Origin of the sequence: Enterobacter oligotrophicus, from assembly GCF_009176645.1 — a bacterium.
Taxonomy (GTDB): Bacteria; Pseudomonadota; Gammaproteobacteria; order Enterobacterales; family Enterobacteriaceae; genus Enterobacter; species Enterobacter oligotrophicus.
In genome coordinates, this window is sequence record NZ_AP019007.1 from 2,937,935 (window position 1) to 2,959,019 (window position 21,085).

The following is a 21,085-nucleotide window of genomic DNA, read 5'->3' on the forward strand; positions in this document are numbered from 1 at the left end:
CAGGAAAAAAGCGGAGCAATGTGCGGCATGTTTCGCCGGGTGGCGCTGAGCTTACCCGGCCAACACAACGCATGGACCTCGTAGGCCGGGTAAGGCGAAGCCGCCACCCGGCAGGGTTTTACTGCAGAGCGCTCAAAATACGGTAAGCCGTTTCCACCCGCGCCGGGTTCGGATAGCTTTTATTTGCCAGCATTACGATGCCGATTTGCTTTTCAGGGATAAAGGCCACGTAGCTGCCAAAGCCGCCCGTTGAACCCGTTTTATGCACCCAGGATGCTTTTACCGGTGGTGCTGGCGGATTCACTTCTGCTGCAGGCAACGGTGCAAGTGCCACCTTATTGTCACTGCCATCGACCACTGTTTTGGCATCCACCGGCCAGTTAAGCATCTCCCAGCCCAGCCCCTGATACATGGAACCCACGCGCCAGTAGCGCGACTGCGCGAGGGTAATACCCTGCTTCAGTGAAGCATCCTGAAGGGTGTCAGGTCGCATATTAACCCTTACCCATTCCGCCATATCTTCCACGTTGGTTTTAACGCCATAGGCTTCTGCATCGAGCATACCCGGCGAAACGTGGACGGCTTTACCTTCACGATAACCCCAGGCGTAGTGCGGCTCTTCTGCTTTCGGGACGTTAATCCAGGTATGATTCAGCTTTAGCGGCTTAAAGACTCGCTCCGTCATGGCCTGCTCAAAGCGCATGCCGGAAGGTTTAACCGCCAGTGCACCAAAGAGACCGATGCTGGCGTTTGCATACAAGCGAGTGGTGCCTGGCTTCCACTGTGGCTGCCAGTTTTGATAGAAGCGCAGCAGAGAGGCGTTATCCGTTACCTCATCCGGAACCTGCAAGGGCAGGCCACCGGCGGTGTAGGTCGCCAGGTCCAGCAGACGAATGCCCTGCCACTGTCCGCCCGTCAGTTCAGGCCAGTATTTTGTTGCCGGATCGTTCAGCGAAATCTCGCCACGAGCAACGGCATCGCCACCCAGTACCCCGGTGAAAGTTTTGCTGACAGAACCCACCTCAAACAACGTTTGTGGTGTGACGGGTTTGTTCGCAGCGACATCGGCTTTGCCGAAGGTGAAATAGTGCGGCTGACCCTGATAAATCACGGCTACCGCCATACCCGGAATGGCCTGCGCTTTCATCAGGGGCGAAATGGTACGTTCCACCACCTCAGCTAGCTGTTTTTCTGACATCGGCGCGGCGAACACAGAACATGAGGTGCTGAGCAGCAGGGCACAGCAAAGGGATTTTTTCATCATCAGTTATCTTCCGTAATAGAGAGTCAAAGGTGTGTCCGGGCCCGTCAGACACACGTAGTCTGTTCAATTTGACTGTCGCTGACAAACGGTTAAATTTAGCATTAGCTGTTAATTTTTCTAACGGATGTGGCAATGACGCGCAGTTATCTCCCGCTTAATTCGCTTCGTGCTTTCGAAGCGGCTGCTAGGCACCTCAGTTTTACGCACGCTGCCATAGAGCTGAATGTGACCCATTCCGCCATCAGCCAGCACGTTAAGGCGCTGGAGCAGCATCTGAATTGTCAGCTGTTTGTCCGCGTGTCGCGCGGGCTGATGTTGACAACAGAAGGTGAAAATTTGCTGCCGGTACTGAACGATTCGTTCGATCGGATCGCCGGAATGCTGGATCGCTTTGCCAGCCATCGCGCTCTGGAAAAGCTGAAAATTGGCGTGGTGGGGACCTTTGCCACAGGCGTTTTATTTTCGCTGCTGGATGATTTCCGTCGCGGCTATCCGCATATTGATCTTCATCTTTCGACCCATAACAATCGCGTTGATCCGGCGGCTGAAGGGCTGGATTACACGATCCGCTACGGTGGCGGAGCGTGGCATGGAACCGATGCTGAATTTCTTTGCCCTGCGCCGCTGGCCCCGCTTTGCTCGCCTGAGATCGCCGCCGGGCTAAAAACACCAGCTGATATCCTGAAGTTTACGCTGCTGCGTTCCTATCGACGCGATGAATGGTCTGCGTGGATGCAGGCAGCGGGTGAACATCCTCCGTCACCGATGCATCGGGTGATGGTATTTGATTCGTCTGTCACTATGCTCGAAGCTGCGCAGGCTGGCGTGGGGGTTGCCATCGCGCCTGTGGATATGTTTACTCATCTGCTTAACAACGAACGCATTGTGCAGCCATTCACGACGCAAATTGACCTCGGCAGTTACTGGCTGACAAGACTGCAGTCACGGGCGGAAACTCCCGCGATGCGTGAGTTTTCACAGTGGCTGGTGGGGAAAATGCAGAAATAAAAAACCCGCCGGGTGGCGGGTTTGATTAATCAGATGGTCACCACGGCGATCAGCGTCACCACGGTCAGGATCGTCGCCAGACCGTAGAACACCCATTTACCGCTCGGTACATGGATTTTCAGATCGTGCATCGCGTGGTGAATGCGGTGCAGTCCGCACCACAGCGGCAGGACGATCATCAGGAAGATGAACACGCGGCCAATAAAGCTGCCCGCAAACGCCAGCACGCGCTCGTAGCTCAGCGCATCACCCGGAAACAGCCCCAGCGGCAACATAATGCCAACCAGCAGGATAATCACCGGCGCAATAATAGCGCTCCACATACCGCCTGCGCCAAACAGGCCCCAGAAGACCGGCTCGTCAGAACGTTTTGGATTTGGATTGATCACAGTAGTCTCCTTACCAGAACAGTGCGATAAACAGGATGACCACGGTGACAATGGCCGTCACTCCCCAGAGCCCTTTGATGATTGGCTCTGGCCCCATTTTCTCGCTTTTTACAATGATGTTCGCCGCTTTTGGAGCCAGTTCAAACCAGGTTTTGGTATGAAGCAGTGCCGCCGCAAGCACAATCAGGTTCAGGATCACAATGATCGGGTTTTGCAGAAAACCGACAAAACTGGCCCAGGTTTCAGGGCCGTGTTTGAGGGCAAAAACACCGTACAGTAGCTCAAGGCTGAACCAGACAGCCGGAACCGCAGTGCCTTCACGCAGCATATAGAAGCGATAAAACGGCAGTTTTTTCCACCAGGTGGACGGCATCGGCCGCACATAGGCTTTGCGTTTAGTCGTCATCATGCACTCCTTAGCGTGGTTTCAGGGTAGCGATAAGAAAGTCTTTCGAACTTTCCACTTTACCCTGCTGAATAGCAGCGGCCGGGTCGACGTGCTTCGGACAGACTTCGGAGCAGTAACCCACAAAAGTACAGCTCCAGACGCCGTTCTGGCTGTTAAGCTGCGCCATACGTTCTTTTTTGCCGTGGTCGCGGCTGTCCTCGTTATAGCGGTGTGCCAGGGTAATGGCGGCCGGACCGATGAACTCCGGATTCAGGCCAAACTGTGGGCACGCGGCATAACACAGCCCGCAGTTGATGCAGCCGGAAAACTGGTGGTACTTCGCCATCTGCGCAGGTGTCTGGGTGTTTGGCCCCTGCTCCGGTGTGCGCGGGTTGCCAATGATGTAAGGCTTAATCGCTTCCAGGCTTTCGATAAAGTGGGTCATATCGACCACCAGATCGCGCTCGATCGGGAAGTTACCCAGTGCTTCAACCTTGAGGCCTTTGGTGTAATCGCGCAGGAAGGTTTTACACGCCAGTTTCGGCACTTTGTTGACCATCATGCCGCAGGAGCCGCAGATTGCCATGCGGCAAGACCAGCGGTAGCTGAGATCTGGTGCCAGGTTGTCTTTGATGTAGCCGAGCGCATCCAGCAGAGAGGTTTGCTCGTCATAAGGGACTTCATAGAAAGCGCTGTGCGGTGCGGTGTCCACTTCCGGGTTGTAGCGCACCACTTCAACTTTCAGTTTTTGCATCTCAGCCATTCGCCTTCTCCTTCTTCTCGGCGGCTTCTGCTTCTGCACCGTACACGCGTTTAGCCGGTGGCAGCGTGGTGATTTTCACGTCGCTGTAGTCCAGACGTGTGGTGCCATCCGCGTCGCGCCAGGCGAGGGTGTGTTTCAGGAAATTGACGTCGTCACGTTCGGTGCAGCCTTCATCCAGACGCTGGTGCGCCCCGCGTGACTCTTTGCGCGCCAGCGCAGAGTGCGCCATACATTCCGCCACGTTCAGGCCATGACCCAGCTCAATGGTATAGAGCAGATCGGTATTGAAGACGCTGGAGGTGTCGGTGATGCGCACGCGCTTGAAGCGCTCCTGCAGCTCCGCCAGCTTGTCGACGGTTTTCTGCATCAGCTCTGGGGTGCGGTAAATACCACAACCTTCTTCCATCGACAGGCCCATTTCGTCGCGGATTTTCGACCAGTTTTCGTTGCCTTCCTGGTTCACCAGATCTTTCAGGCGTTTTTCGACGTCCGTGACCTGTGCATCCAGCGCGGCGCTGTTGGCTTCGCCCGCGGTTGCTGCTCGTTCCATTGCGCGCTCGCCCGCCATACGGCCAAAGACCACCAGCTCAGCCAGTGAGTTTGAACCCAGACGGTTCGCACCGTGTAAGCCCACGGAGGAGCACTCGCCCACGGCAAACAGCCCTTTAATGCGGGTTTCGCACTGCTGATCGGTTTCAATCCCGCCCATGGTGTAGTGCGCCGTTGGACGCACCGGAATCGGCTCTTTCACCGGATCGACGCCCACGTAGGCTTTCGCCAGTTCACAGATGAACGGCAGACGCTCCAGCAGCTTCTTCTCGCCCAGATGACGCAGATCGAGGTGGACCACGTCGCCGCGCGGCGTAGAGATCGTGTTGCCCTTGCGCCACTCGTGCCAGAAGGCCTGAGACACTTTGTCGCGTGGGCCGAGTTCCATATATTTGTTCTTCGGTTCACCGAGCGGGGTTTCCGGGCCCATGCCGTAATCCTGCAAATAACGGTAACCGTTTTTGTTAACCAGAATACCGCCTTCACCGCGGCAGCCTTCCGTCATCAGAATGCCGGAGCCCGGCAGGCCGGTTGGGTGATACTGCACGAACTCCATATCGCGCAGCGGCACGCCGTGGCTGAGCGCCATGCCCATGCCGTCGCCAGTGACGATGCCGCCATTGGTGTTATAACGATAAACACGGCCCGCACCGCCCGTAGCCATCACCACCGCATTCGCGCGGATCTGGACAAGCGTGCCTTCCATCATGTTCATCGCCACCAGACCACGCGCATGTCCGTCATCAACCAGAATGTCGAGGACGAAATGTTCGTCAAAACGTTGAATTTGCGGGAACTGGAGGGAGGTCTGGAACAGGGTATGCAGCATGTGGAAGCCGGTTTTATCGGCGGCGAACCAGGTGCGTTCGATCTTCATCCCGCCGAAGCGGCGAACGTTGACGCTGCCATCCGGACGACGGCTCCACGGACATCCCCACTGCTCAAGCTGGGTCATTTCCGTAGGGCAATGATGCACGAAGTAGTCAACGACATCCTGCTCGCAAAGCCAGTCGCCCCCTGCAACCGTGTCGTGGAAATGGTATTCGAAGCTGTCATGATCCTGCGCGACGGCGGCGGACCCTCCTTCTGCGGCAACCGTATGGCTGCGCATGGGATAGACTTTTGAAATCAGTGCGATTTTAGCGTTTGGATTGGCTTGCGCGGCAGCAATTGCAGCACGTAATCCAGCTCCGCCAGCGCCTATTACGGCAAGATCGGCATGAAAAGTTTGCACGACATTCCTCCAGATTTTTGTTTTTCCGCAACGCGTGAACTAAAGGTAGCTCACCTGTCCGAACGGACGATTGCGAAAGCGATTCCACTGCTCCTTTATGGGTAAAACAGTATAACCGTATGGATGTGAGGGAAATTTGACGTGTTCGATTTTTTTGCTGTTATGTGCGGTGATTTATCATCGTGATTGATGAATTTCGTCACGTTATTTTTCTGCGTAATGAAAAGGGCGCTTTTACTGCGCAAAATTTGTCTCCGCCCCGGCTTACGAGTAGACTTCGTGCCCTTGTCTGAAATCGGAGAAACACTCATGAGCGAAACGGCCACCTGGCAGCCGAGCGCATCCATCCCAAACCTGTTAAAACGCGCAGCAATTATGGCGGAGATCCGCCGCTTCTTTGCCGATCGCGGCGTCCTGGAGGTGGAAACCCCGTGCATGAGTCAGGCAACGGTAACGGATATTCATCTGGTCCCGTTTGAAACCCGTTTTGTTGGTCCTGGCCACTCTCAGGGCATGAACCTGTATCTGATGACCAGCCCGGAATACCACATGAAGCGCCTGCTGGCGGCGGGGTGTGGCCCGGTGTATCAGCTGTGCCGTAGCTTCCGTAATGAAGAGATGGGGCGGCATCATAATCCGGAATTCACCATGCTGGAGTGGTATCGTCCGCATTACGACATGTACCGTCTGATGAACGAGGTGGACGATCTGCTGCAGCAGGTGCTGGATTGCTCTGAGGCTGAAACGCTTTCCTACCAGCAGGCGTTCCAGCGCCATCTGGAGATCGATCCTCTTTCCGCGGATAAAACCCAGCTGCGTGAGGTGGCGGCTAAGCTGGATCTGAGCAACGTAGCGGATACCGAAGAAGACCGCGACACGCTGCTGCAACTGCTGTTCACCTTTGGCGTAGAGCCGCAGATTGGCAAAGATCGCCCGACATTTGTCTATCACTTCCCGGCAAGCCAGGCGTCGCTGGCGGAGATCAGTACCGAAGATCATCGTGTGGCAGAACGTTTTGAGGTCTATTACAAAGGGATTGAACTGGCGAATGGCTTCCATGAACTGACCGACGCGCGCGAACAGCAGCAGCGTTTCGAGCAGGATAACCGCAAACGCAATGCGCGCGGCTTGCCGCAGCAGCCGATTGACACAAACCTTCTTGAGGCGCTCAAAGCAGGTCTGCCAGATTGCTCCGGCGTGGCGCTGGGTGTGGATCGTCTGGTGATGCTGGCGCTGGGCGCTGAACAGCTTGGCGATGTGATTGCCTTTACGGTCGATCGCGCCTAAAAAGATGCCGGGTGGCGCTGCGCTTACCCGGCCTACGCTCCCTGTGGCAACCTTCCTTTCCATTTCCGCACAACAACATTAAAAACTGCCACTTTCTCTATACACAGGTCAATTTCTTAATTTGACCCGTATAGCCACAATTTTTGTCTGGTCATCTGATAACATCCGCGCAGTTTACTTCTCCTTCGGATGGTTACATGTCCCACTCAATTAAAAAAATGACCCTGACCGGGCTCATTCTGATGATCTTCACATCAGTCTTTGGTTTCGCGAACAGCCCGTCTGCGTTCTACCTGATGGGGTATAGCGCAACGCCGTTCTACATTGTCTCTGCTCTGTTCTTCTTTATCCCGTTTGCGCTGATGATGGCTGAAATGGGCTCGGCCTATCGTAAAGAAGAGGGCGGCATCTACTCCTGGATGAACAACAGTGTTGGCCCACGTTATGCCTTTATCGGCACATTCATGTGGTTCTCCTCTTACGTCGTCTGGATGGTCAGTACCGCTGCTAAAGTCTGGGTGCCGTTCTCGACGTTTCTGTTCGGCACCGATAAAACGCAGGTCTGGTCGCTGGCTGGCCTGAGTTCCACGCAGGTGGTCGGTATTCTGGCGGTCTGCTGGATGGTGGTGGTGACGCTGGTGGCATCTAAAGGCATCAACAAAATCGCCCGCATTACGGCGGTGGGTGGTATTGCCGTCATGTGTCTGAACCTGGTGCTGTTACTGGTGAGTATTGCGATCCTGTGCCTGAATGGCGGGCATTTCGCCCAGGAGGTGAATTTTGTTTCGTCGCCTAATCCGGGTTATCAGTCTGGCCTCGCTATGCTCTCGTTCGTGGTGTTTGCTATTTTTGCCTACGGTGGCATTGAGGCGGTGGGTGGCCTCGTCGACAAGACCGAAAACCCGGAAAAGAACTTCGCCAAAGGCATTATTTTCGCTGCGATCGTGATCTCCATTGGCTACTCGCTGGCGATTTTCCTGTGGGGTGTCAGCACCAACTGGCAGCAGGTGTTGAGTAACAACACCACAAACCTCGGCAACATCACTTATGTATTGATGAAAAGCCTGGGCATGACGCTCGGTCAGGCAATGCACCTGACGCCTGACGCAGCCACCACGATGGGGATCTGGTTTGCGCGCATTACCGGGTTGTCTATGTTCCTTGCCTATACCGGTGCGTTCTTCACACTGATTTACTCGCCGCTGAAAGCGATTATTCAGGGCACGCCAAAAGCGCTGTGGCCCTCACGCATGACGCAGTTGAATACTGCCGGTATGCCTGCCAACGCGATGTGGATGCAGTGCCTGCTGGTGTGCGTGTTCATTCTGCTGGTGTCATTTGGTGGCGATACCGCGTCGGCGTTTTATAACAAACTGACCCTGATGGCGAACGTATCAATGACGCTGCCTTATCTGTTCCTGACGCTGGCGTTCCCGTTCTTTAAGGCGAAGCAGGATCTTGAGCGCCCGTTTGTGATTTTCAAAACTCGTACCGCAACGCTGCTGGCGACCACCGTTGTGGTGCTGGTGGTGGCGTTTGCCAATATCTTTACCGTTATCCAACCGGTGATTGAGGCGAATGACTGGAACAGCGCACTGTGGATGGTCGGTGGCCCGATCTTCTTCTCGCTGCTGGCGATGGGGATTTATGAGAATTACCGCCGTCGGGCGGCAGAATCGCGCGAGTGGGCTGCGGAATAATAGTTGGGCTGTAAGTGATATCACCCGATACTTTCGGGTGATATGGGTGTGATGACGAGTGCGTTAAGTATAAAAAATGGATTTGAGTTCATGAATGAAACGCTGCTTTTTTGTAAGGTTGATGAATATGGATTCCCACACTGGGATGGCTTTGACGCTTTTCGTTGGTATATGATCCCCACCGATTGGAACTTTATGACGGGTGACGCATATTTATGGATTTATAAGAGTGCATGGCTTATATATCATAAGAATATGATTAAGCAGTATGCAAAAGAAGCAGAGATTCCTGTGCTGTTGCTTGCTGGTGTTGCAGTATCAGAGGTAGGCGGAATGCCGGAAAGATTCAAAGGAACAGGTGTTCTACAAGCCAGGCAGGTCATAGACGAGGTATTACACAAAAAGAATAAATACTCAAATAAAACCTCAGTTGGATCTATCGCTATACAGCTTGGTGTCGCTGCGCAAACTTTGGGTATTGATCCTGAATCTCTGGACCATTTTCAACAGTATAGACTTGCTCAATGTTTATTAAACAACGGCTTCAATATTCGAATAGTCGCCTTCCATTTACGTGACTTAATTCTGTACGATAATCCTGGGATCAATACTGCTACTCTTACCGATGAACAAATTATACTTGCTGGTTCACGTTATAATCGAGGGATACAGAGAAATGCAAGCAATATAACTAATTCTATTCATGATAAGATAGGATCTCCAACACGAGAATACAGCGAGTATGGTCGCCGAATTATTGAAAAAAAGCAGACTATAATGAAAATACTGGAGAGCGAGTAATGACCTGGAAAGTTTTCACGCTAAGTTTTTTATGGTTCATTGCCTCTCTGTTCTGGATTGTATTCTGCTCTGTTCAGGATAAAGAGTGGTGGATAGGTCAAGGTGATATAAAAAATATTTGCGATCTGATGAACTATATTGAAAATGATGACATCCGTGATGTAGGGATCTTTTATTCCCTCCCTGTATTTTTCCCGGCAATATATGCCATTGTTATTAAAAGGAAACGATATTGGTTTCTTTATCTGATAACTCTTTTTATCAGTGCGTATTGGTTATGGCAATTTTTTATTCGCTATCAATTCTGTCTGTAGCCATTATCATCGCGAGAAACACCAGCCATAACTGATGGCCGGTGTTTGTGGATTACAAACTCCCTGCCGGGCGCGTTCGCGCTGCTGACGTCAGTGTTCTTCCCGTTTTACGCCCGTCCAGCGTTTCCAGACGCATCTGGAACGGTGGGAACGGCATATCAATACCGTGTTCACGGAAGCCTGCCAGAATTAACTGATGGATCTCATGGCGCAGTGGCATACGGTGTCCCATTTCGGCAGCGTAGATACGCAATTCGAAAATCTGTATCCCTTGCTGCAAATCGACGAGGAAGACTTCCGGTGCCGGGTTGTCGATCACCAGCGAGCAGCGTTCCGCCGCGGTGTAGAGGATCTGCGTCACCTCTTCGCTGTTGGCATCGGACGGGGCCGGTACGGTCAGTACCACACGCGTGACGGAGTCAGACAACGACCAGTTGATAAACTGCTCGGTGATAAATGCCTTATTCGGCACAATGATCTCTTTGCGGTCCCAGTCGCTGATTGTCGTTGCTCGGGTGTTGATTTTGGTGATACTGCCGGTCAGATCGCGGATCGTCACCGTGTCGCCAATACGAATCGGTTTTTCAAACAGGATGATCAGGCCGGAGATAAAGTTGGCGAAGATCTCCTGTAAACCAAAACCTAATCCCACACCGAGTGCGGCAACCAGCCACTGCAGTTTCGACCACTCAATGCCAATCATCGAGAAGCCTACAAGCCCGCCAAAGAACATGATCAGATACTTGGTAATGGTCGTAATGGCATAACCTGTGCCGGGCGTTAAATCCAGGTGCTGAAGCAGCGCCAGCTCAAGCAGTGCCGGGAAGTTACGTACCAGCTGCGTCGTGATAATCAGTACCAGAATTGCAATCAGCACCGCCCCTAATGTGATCGGCTCCAGGCTTTCTACGCCCTGCACCGTAGAGGTCACATCCCACAGGGAGATATTCTCCAGGAAGCCAAACGCAGAGTGAATCTCTGACCACAGGAAAATCACGGACAACAGCGCAATCAGCATCAGTATTGAACGCACCAGACGCAAGGACTGGGTACTGATTGCATCAAGATCCAGCTCAACGTCATCTGCCTCTGTCGTTCCTTCGGTGCTGTTGGTGTGGTGGGACTCCTCTTCGCCCCGCGCACGCTGAGCAAGAATTTCTGCCCGACGGTGCTTGGCGCGGTCGAAGGCCAGACGCCGCCGCTGGATCAGCATCCAGCGGCGGATAATGTGATAAACCACAAGCAGCAGGAACCAGATGGCTACCGAGGTTTCGAGCCGCGCGAGTAGCGCCTGCGCGGTGGCAAGATAACCGACCGCTGCAGCCAGCATCGCCGCCAGAGGTGCGCTGAGCAGCAAGTTCCACAGCAGACGGTTGAACATGTTCTCGCCGCCGCCTGTTTTATCGAGGTAAAGGGGAATACCGGCTCGTTTCAGGCTTAGCGTCACCATTGCTAATGCTCCGCAAATGAGCATAAAGCAGAGCCGGCCTAAGGAGCCGGAAAATTCACGGTCGTTGAGATTATCGAACATGATCAGCGCCATAATCAGCGGCACAATAAGCCCGATGCTCATCAGGTAATAACGCATCGCCCGCGCAACGCGGTTACGCGGCCAGCCAAAGTGGGCGATAAACAGGCCATTGGGACGGGCGAACGTTGCGCATATCATTACCACCCACAGCAGCGGCACGGTGGCCGTTACGCCATCGCCAATCGCCACTGCAAGGGGATAAGGCCAGGCTTCACGCAGGCCATAACCCAGCGTCATCCACAGCACTGGCAGGGGCGAGGCGACGAGAATCGACCAGAACACGGTACGTAGCGTAAGCCAGAAGTGATCCTGGGTCACTTTTCCCACGCGGGCGCTGGAACGCTCAAGGAAACGGGTAAAGTGCCTGCGTGAATAGATACTGAAGCCAACCAGAATTATCGCGCCGAGCAGCGGGAAGATGGTCTCTTTGCTGGTCAACATCATGATGCTGGCCTGGCCTAACTGGCTGAAGGTATCCAATGAAATCAGGCGGCGCAGATCCTGCACTATCTCGATCGGCCAGGAGAAAGTCATTGGGCGCACATCGGACGTCCAGAACAGGTAGCGGTGTGTCGCCTCGTTCACCTCTTTCAGCGCATCTTCCAGCTGGCTGTTGGAGACTTTCAGCTTGGTCAGCTCAAGGATCAGCGTATCGCCGCCCTGCAACAGGGAGTTCAGCAGCTCGCGCTGAGTACGCAACTGGGCTTCCAGAATACGGTTTTGCTCGCTGGTGAGCGGTTGTCCGTCCGCCTGGCGAAGCTGGCGGATTTGCGGCTGCTTGTTAAGCAAGTCCTCAAAATGCAGGCGCTGGACGCGTAACTGGGCCATCTCGGTATCAAGCTGTTGCGGCTTTGGCATCTCCGGCAGGCGAGCAACCTGCGCGCGCAGTGCCTCGCCGAGCAGGTTCGATGAACCCAGCCACTGTGACTGCTCGCGCAGCGTGTTGAGTGCCTGACGGACCTGCAGAGTCTGGCTGGTCGCCTGACGCTGTTGCGACGCGACCAGATCCATACGCTGTGCCTGCTGATTCAGCGCGGCAGAAAGTTCGCGGTTGACCTTAAACTGATCGACAATCCCGACAGGCAGGTTAGCGCTGTTTTCCGCCAGCAGTTCGGTACTTTCCAGCGCACGCTCCGCTTCACGCTGACGCTGGCTGTTCAGCTGGTTTCGCAGAGCCTGCAGGTAAGCATCAAGCTGCTGACTCTGCTTCTGCGCCAGCTCGGCGCGCATGCGCGACAGCTCCTGACGGTTATTGGCAGACAACTGCGCCAGCTCCAGCTCATCGACCAGCGCTTTGAGTCTGGCGGATTCGGCCTGCAGCCCAAGATTTTGTGCCTGGCTTTGTGGGGTATTGCCGGATTGCGTGCCGACGCGACGTTCAACGTCATTTAACTGTCGTCGGGCGTCGGTTTGCTGCTGCGGAAGCTGACTGAGCGAGTCGGCAATTTCACGTGCGCGCTCCTGCTCCTGCTGCGCCAGGCGGCTCTTTTCCAGAAGTTGACTGCTGACCTGCAGGATCTCCTGATTCAGCGCGTCAGACGTCATTCCCACAGGCACGTCGCGCGGCTCATCGCGCAGGTTATTAAGCTGCGAACGCAGCGTTTGTGAGAGTTTAGGGAAGTTGTCGATAACCTGCTGATATTGCTGAGCACGTTCAAGAGAACCTTTACGTTCCTCAAGCGCATTCAGTGCGGACTGGAGCGACTCGACCGTCTCTGGCTGAGCGGGTTTTGCCGCTTTTGCCTGCTCCAGTTCCTGGGTTATCTGTTTGGCGTCGGGGGCTGTCGCCGCGTACGCCCCCATGCTGAGGCACCAGGCCATCAGTAATACGATAATCGGGCGCACGTCAGCGATCCTTCTGTTGTTAGCCTTCGTCTTTCTTGTCGTCTACCAGCGGGCTGGCATCGTGCTCGGCTTTGATCTCTTCTTCCGCCAGCGGCGCAGGTTCTGCGTCTGGTGTCACGAAGGTTTCAGTAGAGATCGCCAGCGGTTGGCCCAGCTTAGTGACGGAAAGGCTCTCCAGCTGTTCCACCAGGTTCACTTTACCCGGAGCAAACAGGTTAATGACGGTAGAGCCCAGCTTGAAGCGACCCATCTCCTGACCTTTCAGCAGAGCCACAGAGCCTTCCGCTTCGCCTTCAGGCCATGTCCAGCGCTTGATCACGCCTTCGCGTGGTGGCGTGATGGTTCCCGCCCAGACGGTTTCGATACTGCCTACAATGGTAGCACCCACCAGAATCTGTGCCATTGGGCCAAATTCAGTATCAAAGAGGCAGATGACGCGCTCGTTACGGGCGAACAGATTCGGGACGTTTTGCGCGGTGAGGTGGTTCACGGAGAACAGGTCACCTGGCACGTAAATCATCTCGCGCAGGATGCCGTTACATGGCATATGTACACGGTGATAGTCGCGCGGAGAGAGGTAGGTCGTGGCGAACGAACCGTTACGGAACAGATCGGCCATCAGGTAGTTACCTGCCAGCAGTGCTTCCAGGCTGTAGTTGTGGCCTTTCGCCTGCAGAATTTTATCGTCTTCGATTTTTCCCAACTGGCTGATTACGCCATCGGCAGGCATGACCAGCACGTTTGGGTCGGTATTTAGTGGACGTACTTCGTCGCGCAGCGGACGCACGAAGAATTCATTGAAAGTGCGATAGCTGGCGGTATCTGGCTTCTGCGCTTCTTTCATGTCGACCTTGTAATATTTCACGAAAAGGTCGATGACAAGTTTGGTCAGCCAGCCAGCTCGTTTGCTCGCGCCCCAGCCCGCCAGGCGAGTGAGCCACAGTTTTGGCAGAATGTATTGAAGCGAAAGTTTAAATGAGTTTAACAAGGTAGCCTCCAGGCCATTGTTTTGTCGTTCCTGATCCGGCATTTAGCCGCCGGAACCTGAAAAAAGGGGACGATTTTAGCGATGCTTAGCTTAGTTGTCAGTCTTCAGAATCAGAAAAGTTTTTACGCGTTTTTACCTGATCCATGCTCTCAAGAATGCGGTGATAGTTTTCAAAACGGGTTTCCGCAATTTCACCGTTTTCCACCGCTTCGCGAATGGCACAGCCTGGGTCATTATCGTGTTTGCAGTCGCGATATTTGCAAGCACCTAAATAATCATGGAATTCGACAAATCCGTTGAAGATTTGTTCCGGCTCAAGGTGCCACAAACCAAATTCACGCACCCCTGGTGAGTCAATCACGTCGCCACCATGCGGGAAATGATACAGACGCGAGGCGGTCGTGGTGTGCTGGCCCAGGCCAGAAACATCAGACACATCGTTGGTCAGAATCGCTTGCTGGAGGCCGAGAAGATTATTCAGCAGGCTCGATTTCCCGACGCCAGACTGACCCGCAAAAATGCTGATGCGATCGGTGAGCGCCTCTTCTAACGGCTTCAGACCATCTTTGGTGTGGCTGGAAACCATTAAAACGCGATAACCAATGTTACGGTAGATATCCATCTGTTCGTTCACGAAAGCCAGGCCTTCGTCATCCAGCAGATCGATTTTATTCAGTACGATAATTGGCTCAACCTGCAGGGTTTCGCAGGCTACCAGGTAACGGTCGATAATATTGAGCGACAGCTCAGGTAAAATCGCCGACACAATCACAATCTGGTTGATATTGGCGGCAATCGGTTTTACGCCGTCGTAGAAATCAGGGCGGGTCAGCACCGACGTGCGTTCATGAACCGCTTCGACAATGCCTTTAACCGTGACACCTTCCGCCGCCTCTTTACCCGGCCGCCACACGACGCGGTCACCGGTCACCAGTGAACGGATGGTGCGACGGATATTGCAACGGTGGATCTTACCGTCGGCGGATTCCACGTCGGCATGCATTCCAAAGCGGCTGATGACCACGCCCTCTGTTGCTTCGCCAAACAGGTTGTCGTCGTAATCCGGCTTCTCCGTAGTGGTTTTAAGACGGCGCTGGTGATTAGCATTCACACGGCGCTGCTGCCCTTTGGAGAGTTTATTTTTACTCAATCGCGCTGGCTCCTGGTCGCCCGTAACGGGCAAAACCTCTATGATACACTCTAATTAATACTAGTTAACCTGCTACTGCCGGTTATGCGAGAAGGGTGGAAAATAACATGAGCGCGGACGAAAACAACCTGATTTGGATCGATCTTGAAATGACCGGGCTGGACCCCGAGCGCGATCGCATTATTGAAATTGCAACGCTGGTGACCGATGCAAACCTGAATATTCTGGCGGAAGGGCCAACCATTGCGGTACATCAGTCTGACGATCAGCTTGCGTTGATGGATGAGTGGAACGTGCGTACCCACACAGGCAGCGGGCTGATGGAGCGCGTGAAGGCCAGCACCCAGGGCGACCGCGAGGCAGAGCTGGCGACTCTTGAGTTTCTGAAACAGTGGGTTCCGGCGGGTAAATCCCCTATCTGCGGGAACAGCATTGGTCAGGATCGCCGTTTCCTGTTTAAGTACATGCCGGAGCTGGAGTCTTATTTCCACTACCGCTATCTGGATGTCAGCACCCTGAAAGAGCTGGCGCGCCGCTGGAAACCTGAAATCCTCGACGGCTTTAAAAAGCAGGGGACGCACCAGGCTATGGATGACATTCGTGAGTCCGTGGCAGAGCTGGCGTACTACCGCGAAAACTTTATTAAGCTGTGATTTTTGCGACCCGGCACCTTGCGTGACCGGGTTTTTGTCGTTAAATTGTGCAGCTTGCCGATTAAATAAGCATTTGAACGTATTTTCAAAAAAATCGCTTTAAGGGGGGTTGCAGCTAAACGGATTTCTCGTATAATGCGCCTCCCGTAACGACAGAGAATTACACGTTACGGCAGCAACAAATTTGCGGGAATAGCTCAGTTGGTAGAGCACGACCTTGCCAAGGTCGGGGTCGCGAGTTCGAGTCTCGTTTCCCGCTCCAAAATTTGAAAGTGCCTCCAAAGCACAGACCACCCAAGCGGGAATAGCTCAGTTGGTAGAGCACGACCTTGCCAAGGTCGGGGTCGCGAGTTCGAGTCTCGTTTCCCGCTCCAAAATTTGAAAGTGCTTCCAAAGCACAGACCACCCAAGCGGGAATAGCTCAGTTGGTAGAGCACGACCTTGCCAAGGTCGGGGTCGCGAGTTCGAGTCTCGTTTCCCGCTCCAGATTCTTCTTTATATCCAAACTATCCACAGCGAAAAGATGCGCTGGGGACGTTTTCCGTTGCCTCCGAAATACTCTTGTAAACAGAGTTATCCACAGAAACTATGCTTTACCCGGAAGGGCTAAAAACTTCGCAGGGTGAATAGTATCTTTATAATCAGTTGTATTATAAGAAAAAAATTTGATTTCAAAATGTTAAAGAGATCACTTGATCTGTGTGCAAAGCCTGATGGTGCCTGAGTTTTTATTTTTATGCACAGGCTGTGAATATATCAGGCATCGCGCGTAAGCCCTTTTTCGATCACTCTGACCAGACGCTGTTTCTTCGGTAATTGCACCTCGACCACACAGGCATTTCGCTTCTCGATTTGCTGCGCAATCGCCCACTCTATGTGCTCATCGAGAAGTGGGTGCTCACCTCGGCGGCTTTCAAGCGCCTGAATATTGGCTTCATCCCACGGCGCATTACCCAGCGCAACGGCGACGTTTCGTAGCCAGCGCAGATGACCAATACGGCGAATGGCCGAACCTTCAGTCACCTTCAGGAACCAGGCCTCAGTCCAGGCGAACAGCTCAATGAGTGGCGGGGCATGCAGCGCTTTACGCGGGCTAAAGTCCTCTTCGTTCGTAAGCTGTGAATAGCGGTTCCACGGGCAAATCAACTGACAGTCGTCGCAGCCGTAGATACGGTTGCCGATAAGCGGACGGAATTCTTCGGGAATAGCCCCTTCCAGTTCGATGGTGAGATACGAAATACAGCGGCGTGCATCAACGGTATAGGGCTCGACGATAGCCCCTGTCGGGCAGATAGTCATACAGGCCACGCAGCGTCCGCAACCTTCCTCTACCGGGCCATCTACCGGTAACGGCAAATCAATGAGCAGTTCACCAAGAAAGAAGAACGATCCGGCGTCACGGCTGAGGATAAGTGAGTGCTTACCTGTCCAGCCAAGTCCGGCTTTCTCAGCTATCGGGCGCTCAAGAATAGGCGCGGAGTCGACAAACGGTCTAAAATTCAGCGAAACGCAGTGCTGCTGAATAGTTTCTCCGAGCTTTTTTAAGCGGTTACGCAGGAGCTTATGGTAATCCCGCCCCAGGGCATACCGGCTGACGTAGCCCAGCGAGGGATTTTTTAGCGTGCGGGCAAACGCCGCGTTGGCGGGCAGGTAGTTCATGCGCACGCTGATGACACGTAATGTGCCCGGCAAAAGCTCGTGTGGACGTGCGCGCATCATGCCATGACGCGCCATCCACTCCATCTCGCCGTGGTATTGTTTGTCCAGCCACGCCTGAAGTTTAGGCTCGCTGGCGGAAAGGTCGGTATCGGTGATGCCGACCTTCTGGAAGCCAAGTTCAGCGCCCCACTGTTTAATTTTTTGTGCTAACTGATTGAGATCGAGGGGCTGTGACATGACGGACCATACTGTGAAGAAAAACCCCACAAGTATACCACATTCCATCTGGCATGCGGATGACCTCAGGCGTGCCGAAAAAGAGGCCGCAGACAGCCTCGGCATAACCCTTTTTGAACTGATGCAGCGGGCTGGAGAGGCGGCGTTTACCGTTGCCCGTAACACCTACCCACAATCTTCGCACTGGCTGATTTTATGCGGGCATGGCAATAACGGCGGCGATGGTTATGTCGTCGCTCGCCTGGCCGTGGCGGCAGGTATAAATGTAACCCTGCTGGCGCTGGAAAGTGATAAACCGTTACCCGAAGAAGCAAGCGACGCGCGGGAAGCCTGGCTGAATGCGGGCGGTGTGATCCACGCACCAGATATTGGCTGGCCGGATGATATTGATGTCATTATTGACGGTCTGCTGGGCACCGGGCTGCGCAGCGCGCCACGCGAGAGTATTGCTGCTTTGATTGCGCGCGCCAACGCGCATCCTGCACCTGTTGTTGCGCTGGATATTCCGTCGGGATTAGTGGCGCAAACTGGCGCGACACCGGGGGCTGTGATTCAGGCGTCGCATACCGTGACGTTTATCGCCCTGAAACCAGGGCTGCTTACCGGTAAAGCGCGGGATGTGGTGGGTACGCTGCACCATAACGCGCTGGGACTGGAAAGCTGGTTAGCCGGGCAGGAGACGCATCTTTCGCGTTTTGATGCCTCGCAGCTCGCGCAGTGGTTACCGCCGCGCCGCCCGACATCGCACAAAGGCGATCACGGCAGGCTGGTGATCGTAGGGGGAGATCACGGAACGGCAGGCGCTATCCGCATGACCGGCGAGGCGGCATTGCGCAGCGGTGCCGGGCTGGTGCGCGTGCTTACGCGCATCGAAAATATTGCCCCGATCATTACTGCCCGCCCGGAGCTAATGGTGCATGAACTTACACCGCAGACGCTTGAAGAGAGCCTCGAATGGGCTGATGTGGTGGTGATTGGCCCAGGACTTGGGCAGCAGGACTGGGGGAAACACGCCCTGCGAAAAGTTGAGAATTTTCGTAAACCGATGCTGTGGGATGCGGATGCGCTGAACCTTCTGGCAATCAACCCGGATAAGCGTCACAATCGCATCCTGACGCCACACCCCGGCGAAGCCGCGCGGCTGCTTAACTGCAGCGTCGCAGAAATTGAAAGTGATCGCTTACTTTCTGCTCAGCGTCTGGTAAAACGTTACGGAGGTGTTGCCGTTCTGAAGGGGGCAGGAACCGTCATTGCCAGCGACGATGCAGAGGGCATTATTGATGCCGGAAACGCAGGCATGGCGAGCGGCGGCATGGGCGATGTGCTTTCAGGCATCATCGGCGCGTTGCTCGGACAGAAACTTCCCCTTTATGATGCAGCCTGTGCGGGATGCGTTATCCACGGTGCGGCAGCCGACAGGCTGGCAGCGCTTTATGGTACGCGCGGTATGCTCGCCACCGATCTTTTTGGCACGCTGCGGCGTGTTGTTAACCCGGATGTGATTGACGTAGAAAATGACTAATCGAGCGATTCCTTTACCTGATGAACAAGCCACCTTAGATCTCGGCAAGCGCGTGGCGCAAGCCTGTCAGGGGGCTACGGTCATTTATCTGTATGGCGATTTAGGCGCGGGTAAAACAACCTTCAGCCGTGGTTTTTTGCAGGCGTTAGGCCATAACGGGAACGTAAAAAGCCCGACCTATACGCTGGTAGAACCGTACACGCTTGAAAATCTCATGGTGTACCACTTCGATTTATACCGTCTTGCGGACCCGGAGGAGCTGGAATTTATGGGTATCCGCGATTATTTTGCCAATGACGCCATTTGCCTGGTGGAGTGGCCGCAACAAGGTGCGGGTGTACTGCCTGACCCGGATGTCGAAATTCACATAGATTACCAGGCACAAGGGCGTGAGGCGCGCATCAGTGCTGTTTCCTCATCAGGCTGTTCCTTACTGGCGCGTTTGGCCGGTTGAGCGTAGGGATGACGGGATGATTAATCGCGTTAAAGGTTGGTTGTTGGCTGCAATGGTGCTGCTGTGCGCGCACGCCGGGGCAGCAAATCTCTCGGATATTCAGGTGTCGAACGGCGACAGCCAGGCCCGTATTACCTTTAGTTTTATGGGCGATCCTGAATATGCTTTCTCACAAATCGACAGCCACAGCGTGGCGCTGGATATCAAACAGACCGGTGTGATCCAGGGGCTACCGCTGCAGTTCAGCGGCAACAACCTGGTCAAAAGCATTCGTTCTGGCACGCCGAAAGACGCACAGTCGTTACGGCTGGTGGTCGATCTGACTGAAAAGGGTAAAACCCAGGCCGTGAAGCAGCAAAACGGGGCGAACTACACGGTGGTCTTTACCATCAACGCTGACGTTCCGCCGCCGCCAGTTGTGGCGAAGCGCGTGGAGGAGCCGGTTTATAGCCCGCGTCCCGCTGAACCGGCCCGGAACCCGTTTAAATCACCAAACGACCGTATGACCAGCGTTACCAGCAGTAATACGGTAACGCGTCCTGCGGCCAGTGCGCGCCGTGCGGTCAGCGGCGATAAAGTCATTATTGCCATTGATGCCGGACACGGTGGGCAGGACCCTGGGGCTATTGGGCCGGGGGGGACGCGAGAGAAAAACGTCACTATCGCCATTGCCCGCAAGCTGCGCACGTTGCTGAATAATGACCCGATGTTTAAAGGCGTAATGACCCGTGACGGAGATTATTTTATCTCGGTGATGGGGCGTTCGGATGTGGCGCGTAAGCAGAACGCTAACTTCCTGGTCTCCATACATGCGGATGCCGCGCCTAACCGTAACGCAACCGGCGCGTCGGTATGGGTGCTCTCGAATCGTCGAGCCAACAGTGAAATGGCCAACTGGCTTGAAGAGCATGAGAAGCAGTCCGAACTATTAGGTGGTGCGGGTGATGTGCTGGCAAACAGCCAGTCCGATCCTTATCTTAGCCAGGCTGTGCTGGATTTACAGTTCGGTCATTCGCAGCGCGTCGGGTATGATGTCGCCACTAACGTATTGAACCAGCTGCAGAGCGTGGGTTCGCTGCATAAACGTCGTCCGGAACATGCGAGTCTTGGCGTTCTGCGTTCGCCGGATATTCCGTCGATCCTGGTGGAGACGGGTTTTATCAGTAATAACGGTGAAGAACGTCTGCTGGGCAGCGACAGCTATCAGCAGCAAGTTGCCGAAGCGATTTATAACGGTCTGCGTAAATATTTTGACGCGCATCCGCTGCAGTCCGCGCCGCAGGGCGGGGCAGCACAGACGGCCAGTGCCACGCTGCCGGGTGAGATGACCGCGACCAACTAAGGAGAAT

Annotated in this window: 18 protein-coding genes and 3 tRNA genes; 12 read left to right on the plus strand and 9 right to left on the minus strand. The window is 54.3% G+C overall.

Features of this window, described 5'->3' with window-relative positions:
- Positions 1–118: 118 nt before the first annotated feature.
- A complete protein-coding gene (blaACT, locus tag EoCCA6_RS14115; RefSeq protein WP_152083179.1) occupies positions 119–1,264 on the minus strand; it encodes an ACT family cephalosporin-hydrolyzing class C beta-lactamase in 1,146 nt (381 codons plus the stop codon).
- A gap of 132 nt (positions 1,265–1,396) precedes the next feature.
- Here blaACT and ampR point away from each other — a divergent pair, with 132 nt between their 5' ends.
- Positions 1,397–2,272, plus strand: a complete 876-nt coding sequence (ampR, locus tag EoCCA6_RS14120; RefSeq protein ID WP_152083180.1) for a LysR family transcriptional regulator AmpR — start codon at positions 1,397–1,399, stop codon at positions 2,270–2,272.
- A 29-nt stretch (positions 2,273–2,301) separates the two neighbouring features.
- Here ampR and frdD read toward each other — a convergent pair whose 3' ends face one another.
- The 4 genes from frdD to frdA are packed head-to-tail and all read right to left on the minus strand — an operon-like array spanning position 2,302 to position 5,595.
- The gene (frdD, locus tag EoCCA6_RS14125; RefSeq protein ID WP_013095272.1) at positions 2,302–2,661 is read right to left on the minus strand and encodes a fumarate reductase subunit FrdD; all 360 of its coding nucleotides are present in this window, start codon (positions 2,659–2,661) and stop codon (positions 2,302–2,304) included.
- 10 nt (positions 2,662–2,671) lie between these two features.
- The gene (gene frdC / locus EoCCA6_RS14130) at positions 2,672–3,067 is read right to left on the minus strand and encodes a fumarate reductase subunit FrdC (RefSeq protein WP_152084458.1); all 396 of its coding nucleotides are present in this window, start codon (positions 3,065–3,067) and stop codon (positions 2,672–2,674) included.
- A 10-nt stretch (positions 3,068–3,077) separates the two neighbouring features.
- Positions 3,078–3,812: a fumarate reductase iron-sulfur protein gene (gene frdB / locus EoCCA6_RS14135; protein WP_152083181.1), complete on the minus strand. Its 735-nt coding sequence runs from the start codon at positions 3,810–3,812 to the stop codon at positions 3,078–3,080.
- Positions 3,805–5,595, minus strand: a complete 1,791-nt coding sequence (frdA, locus tag EoCCA6_RS14140) for a fumarate reductase (quinol) flavoprotein subunit (protein ID WP_152083182.1) — start codon at positions 5,593–5,595, stop codon at positions 3,805–3,807. The genes frdB and frdA overlap by 8 nt, the downstream gene beginning before the upstream one ends.
- 309 nt (positions 5,596–5,904) lie before the next feature.
- On the opposite strand from frdA, the gene epmA reads away from it, so the two are divergent.
- The 4 genes from epmA (at position 5,905) to EoCCA6_RS14160 (ending at position 9,697) form a co-directional block, all read left to right on the plus strand.
- Positions 5,905–6,882, plus strand: a complete 978-nt coding sequence (gene epmA / locus EoCCA6_RS14145; protein ID WP_152083183.1) for an elongation factor P--(R)-beta-lysine ligase — start codon at positions 5,905–5,907, stop codon at positions 6,880–6,882.
- 197 nt (positions 6,883–7,079) lie between these two features.
- Entirely contained in the window at positions 7,080–8,582 is a 1,503-nt protein-coding gene (gene yjeM, locus EoCCA6_RS14150) for a glutamate/gamma-aminobutyrate family transporter YjeM (RefSeq protein ID WP_152083184.1), read from the plus strand.
- Between the two features lie 90 nt (positions 8,583–8,672).
- Entirely contained in the window at positions 8,673–9,383 is a 711-nt protein-coding gene (locus EoCCA6_RS14155) for a hypothetical protein (protein WP_152083185.1), read from the plus strand.
- The gene (locus EoCCA6_RS14160; protein WP_152083186.1) at positions 9,383–9,697 is read left to right on the plus strand and encodes a YjeO family protein; all 315 of its coding nucleotides are present in this window, start codon (positions 9,383–9,385) and stop codon (positions 9,695–9,697) included. Before EoCCA6_RS14155 ends, EoCCA6_RS14160 begins: the two co-directional genes overlap by 1 nt.
- A 52-nt stretch (positions 9,698–9,749) precedes the next feature.
- Here EoCCA6_RS14160 and mscM read toward each other — a convergent pair whose 3' ends face one another.
- The 3 genes from mscM to rsgA form a co-directional block, all read right to left on the minus strand.
- Positions 9,750–13,073: a miniconductance mechanosensitive channel MscM gene (gene mscM, locus EoCCA6_RS14165; RefSeq protein ID WP_152083187.1), complete on the minus strand. Its 3,324-nt coding sequence runs from the start codon at positions 13,071–13,073 to the stop codon at positions 9,750–9,752.
- 19 nt (positions 13,074–13,092) lie between these two features.
- Positions 13,093–14,061, minus strand: a complete 969-nt coding sequence (gene asd / locus EoCCA6_RS14170; protein ID WP_152083188.1) for an archaetidylserine decarboxylase — start codon at positions 14,059–14,061, stop codon at positions 13,093–13,095.
- A gap of 97 nt (positions 14,062–14,158) precedes the next feature.
- Positions 14,159–15,211, minus strand: a complete 1,053-nt coding sequence (gene rsgA, locus EoCCA6_RS14175; RefSeq protein ID WP_168927637.1) for a small ribosomal subunit biogenesis GTPase RsgA — start codon at positions 15,209–15,211, stop codon at positions 14,159–14,161.
- Between the two features lie 107 nt (positions 15,212–15,318).
- Between rsgA and orn the strand changes: the two genes are divergently transcribed.
- The 4 genes from orn to EoCCA6_RS14195 all read left to right on the plus strand — a co-directional run bounded on the left by orn (position 15,319) and on the right by EoCCA6_RS14195 (position 16,350).
- Positions 15,319–15,864, plus strand: a complete 546-nt coding sequence (orn, locus tag EoCCA6_RS14180) for an oligoribonuclease (RefSeq protein WP_152083190.1) — start codon at positions 15,319–15,321, stop codon at positions 15,862–15,864.
- A 186-nt stretch (positions 15,865–16,050) separates the two neighbouring features.
- Positions 16,051–16,126: transfer RNA gene (locus EoCCA6_RS14185), tRNA-Gly, on the plus strand.
- A 36-nt stretch (positions 16,127–16,162) separates the two neighbouring features.
- A tRNA-Gly gene (locus EoCCA6_RS14190) sits at positions 16,163–16,238 on the plus strand.
- Positions 16,239–16,274: 36 nt separating this feature from the next.
- Positions 16,275–16,350 (plus strand) — tRNA-Gly (locus tag EoCCA6_RS14195).
- A 270-nt stretch (positions 16,351–16,620) separates the two neighbouring features.
- Here EoCCA6_RS14195 and queG read toward each other — a convergent pair.
- Entirely contained in the window at positions 16,621–17,760 is a 1,140-nt protein-coding gene (gene queG, locus EoCCA6_RS14200; RefSeq protein ID WP_152083191.1) for a tRNA epoxyqueuosine(34) reductase QueG, read from the minus strand.
- Here queG and nnr point away from each other — a divergent pair.
- From nnr to amiB, 3 genes are read left to right on the plus strand one after another with little or no spacing between them, the layout of a single operon-like run.
- Complete coding sequence (gene nnr / locus EoCCA6_RS14205; protein WP_152083192.1) at positions 17,759–19,282, plus strand: bifunctional ADP-dependent NAD(P)H-hydrate dehydratase/NAD(P)H-hydrate epimerase; 1,524 nt, start codon at positions 17,759–17,761, stop codon at positions 19,280–19,282. The two genes, queG and nnr, sit on opposite strands and share 2 nt — an antisense overlap.
- Positions 19,275–19,736, plus strand: a complete 462-nt coding sequence (gene tsaE / locus EoCCA6_RS14210; RefSeq protein WP_152083193.1) for a tRNA (adenosine(37)-N6)-threonylcarbamoyltransferase complex ATPase subunit type 1 TsaE — start codon at positions 19,275–19,277, stop codon at positions 19,734–19,736. Before nnr ends, tsaE begins: the two co-directional genes overlap by 8 nt.
- A gap of 16 nt (positions 19,737–19,752) precedes the next feature.
- Entirely contained in the window at positions 19,753–21,078 is a 1,326-nt protein-coding gene (gene amiB / locus EoCCA6_RS14215; protein WP_152083194.1) for an N-acetylmuramoyl-L-alanine amidase AmiB, read from the plus strand.
- The last annotated feature ends 7 nt before the right edge of the window (positions 21,079–21,085 follow it).

Excerpts from the sequence above, each read along its gene's own strand:
- blaACT (WP_152083179.1), bottom strand. The coding sequence starts at position 1,264 with ATGATGAAAAAATCCCTTTGCTGTGCCCTGCTGCTCAGCACCTCATGT.
- ampR (WP_152083180.1), top strand. The coding sequence starts at position 1,397 with ATGACGCGCAGTTATCTCCCGCTTAATTCGCTTCGTGCTTTCGAAGCG.
- frdC (WP_152084458.1), bottom strand. The coding sequence starts at position 3,067 with ATGACGACTAAACGCAAAGCCTATGTGCGGCCGATGCCGTCCACCTGG.
- frdB (WP_152083181.1), bottom strand. The coding sequence starts at position 3,812 with ATGGCTGAGATGCAAAAACTGAAAGTTGAAGTGGTGCGCTACAACCCG.
- epmA (WP_152083183.1), top strand. The coding sequence starts at position 5,905 with ATGAGCGAAACGGCCACCTGGCAGCCGAGCGCATCCATCCCAAACCTG.
- yjeM (WP_152083184.1), top strand. The coding sequence starts at position 7,080 with ATGTCCCACTCAATTAAAAAAATGACCCTGACCGGGCTCATTCTGATG.
- EoCCA6_RS14155 (WP_152083185.1), top strand. The coding sequence starts at position 8,673 with ATGAATGAAACGCTGCTTTTTTGTAAGGTTGATGAATATGGATTCCCA.
- EoCCA6_RS14160 (WP_152083186.1), top strand. The coding sequence starts at position 9,383 with ATGACCTGGAAAGTTTTCACGCTAAGTTTTTTATGGTTCATTGCCTCT.
- orn (WP_152083190.1), top strand. The coding sequence starts at position 15,319 with ATGAGCGCGGACGAAAACAACCTGATTTGGATCGATCTTGAAATGACC.
- nnr (WP_152083192.1), top strand. The coding sequence starts at position 17,759 with ATGACGGACCATACTGTGAAGAAAAACCCCACAAGTATACCACATTCC.
- queG (WP_152083191.1), bottom strand. The coding sequence starts at position 17,760 with ATGTCACAGCCCCTCGATCTCAATCAGTTAGCACAAAAAATTAAACAG.
- tsaE (WP_152083193.1), top strand. The coding sequence starts at position 19,275 with ATGACTAATCGAGCGATTCCTTTACCTGATGAACAAGCCACCTTAGAT.
- amiB (WP_152083194.1), top strand. The coding sequence starts at position 19,753 with ATGATTAATCGCGTTAAAGGTTGGTTGTTGGCTGCAATGGTGCTGCTG.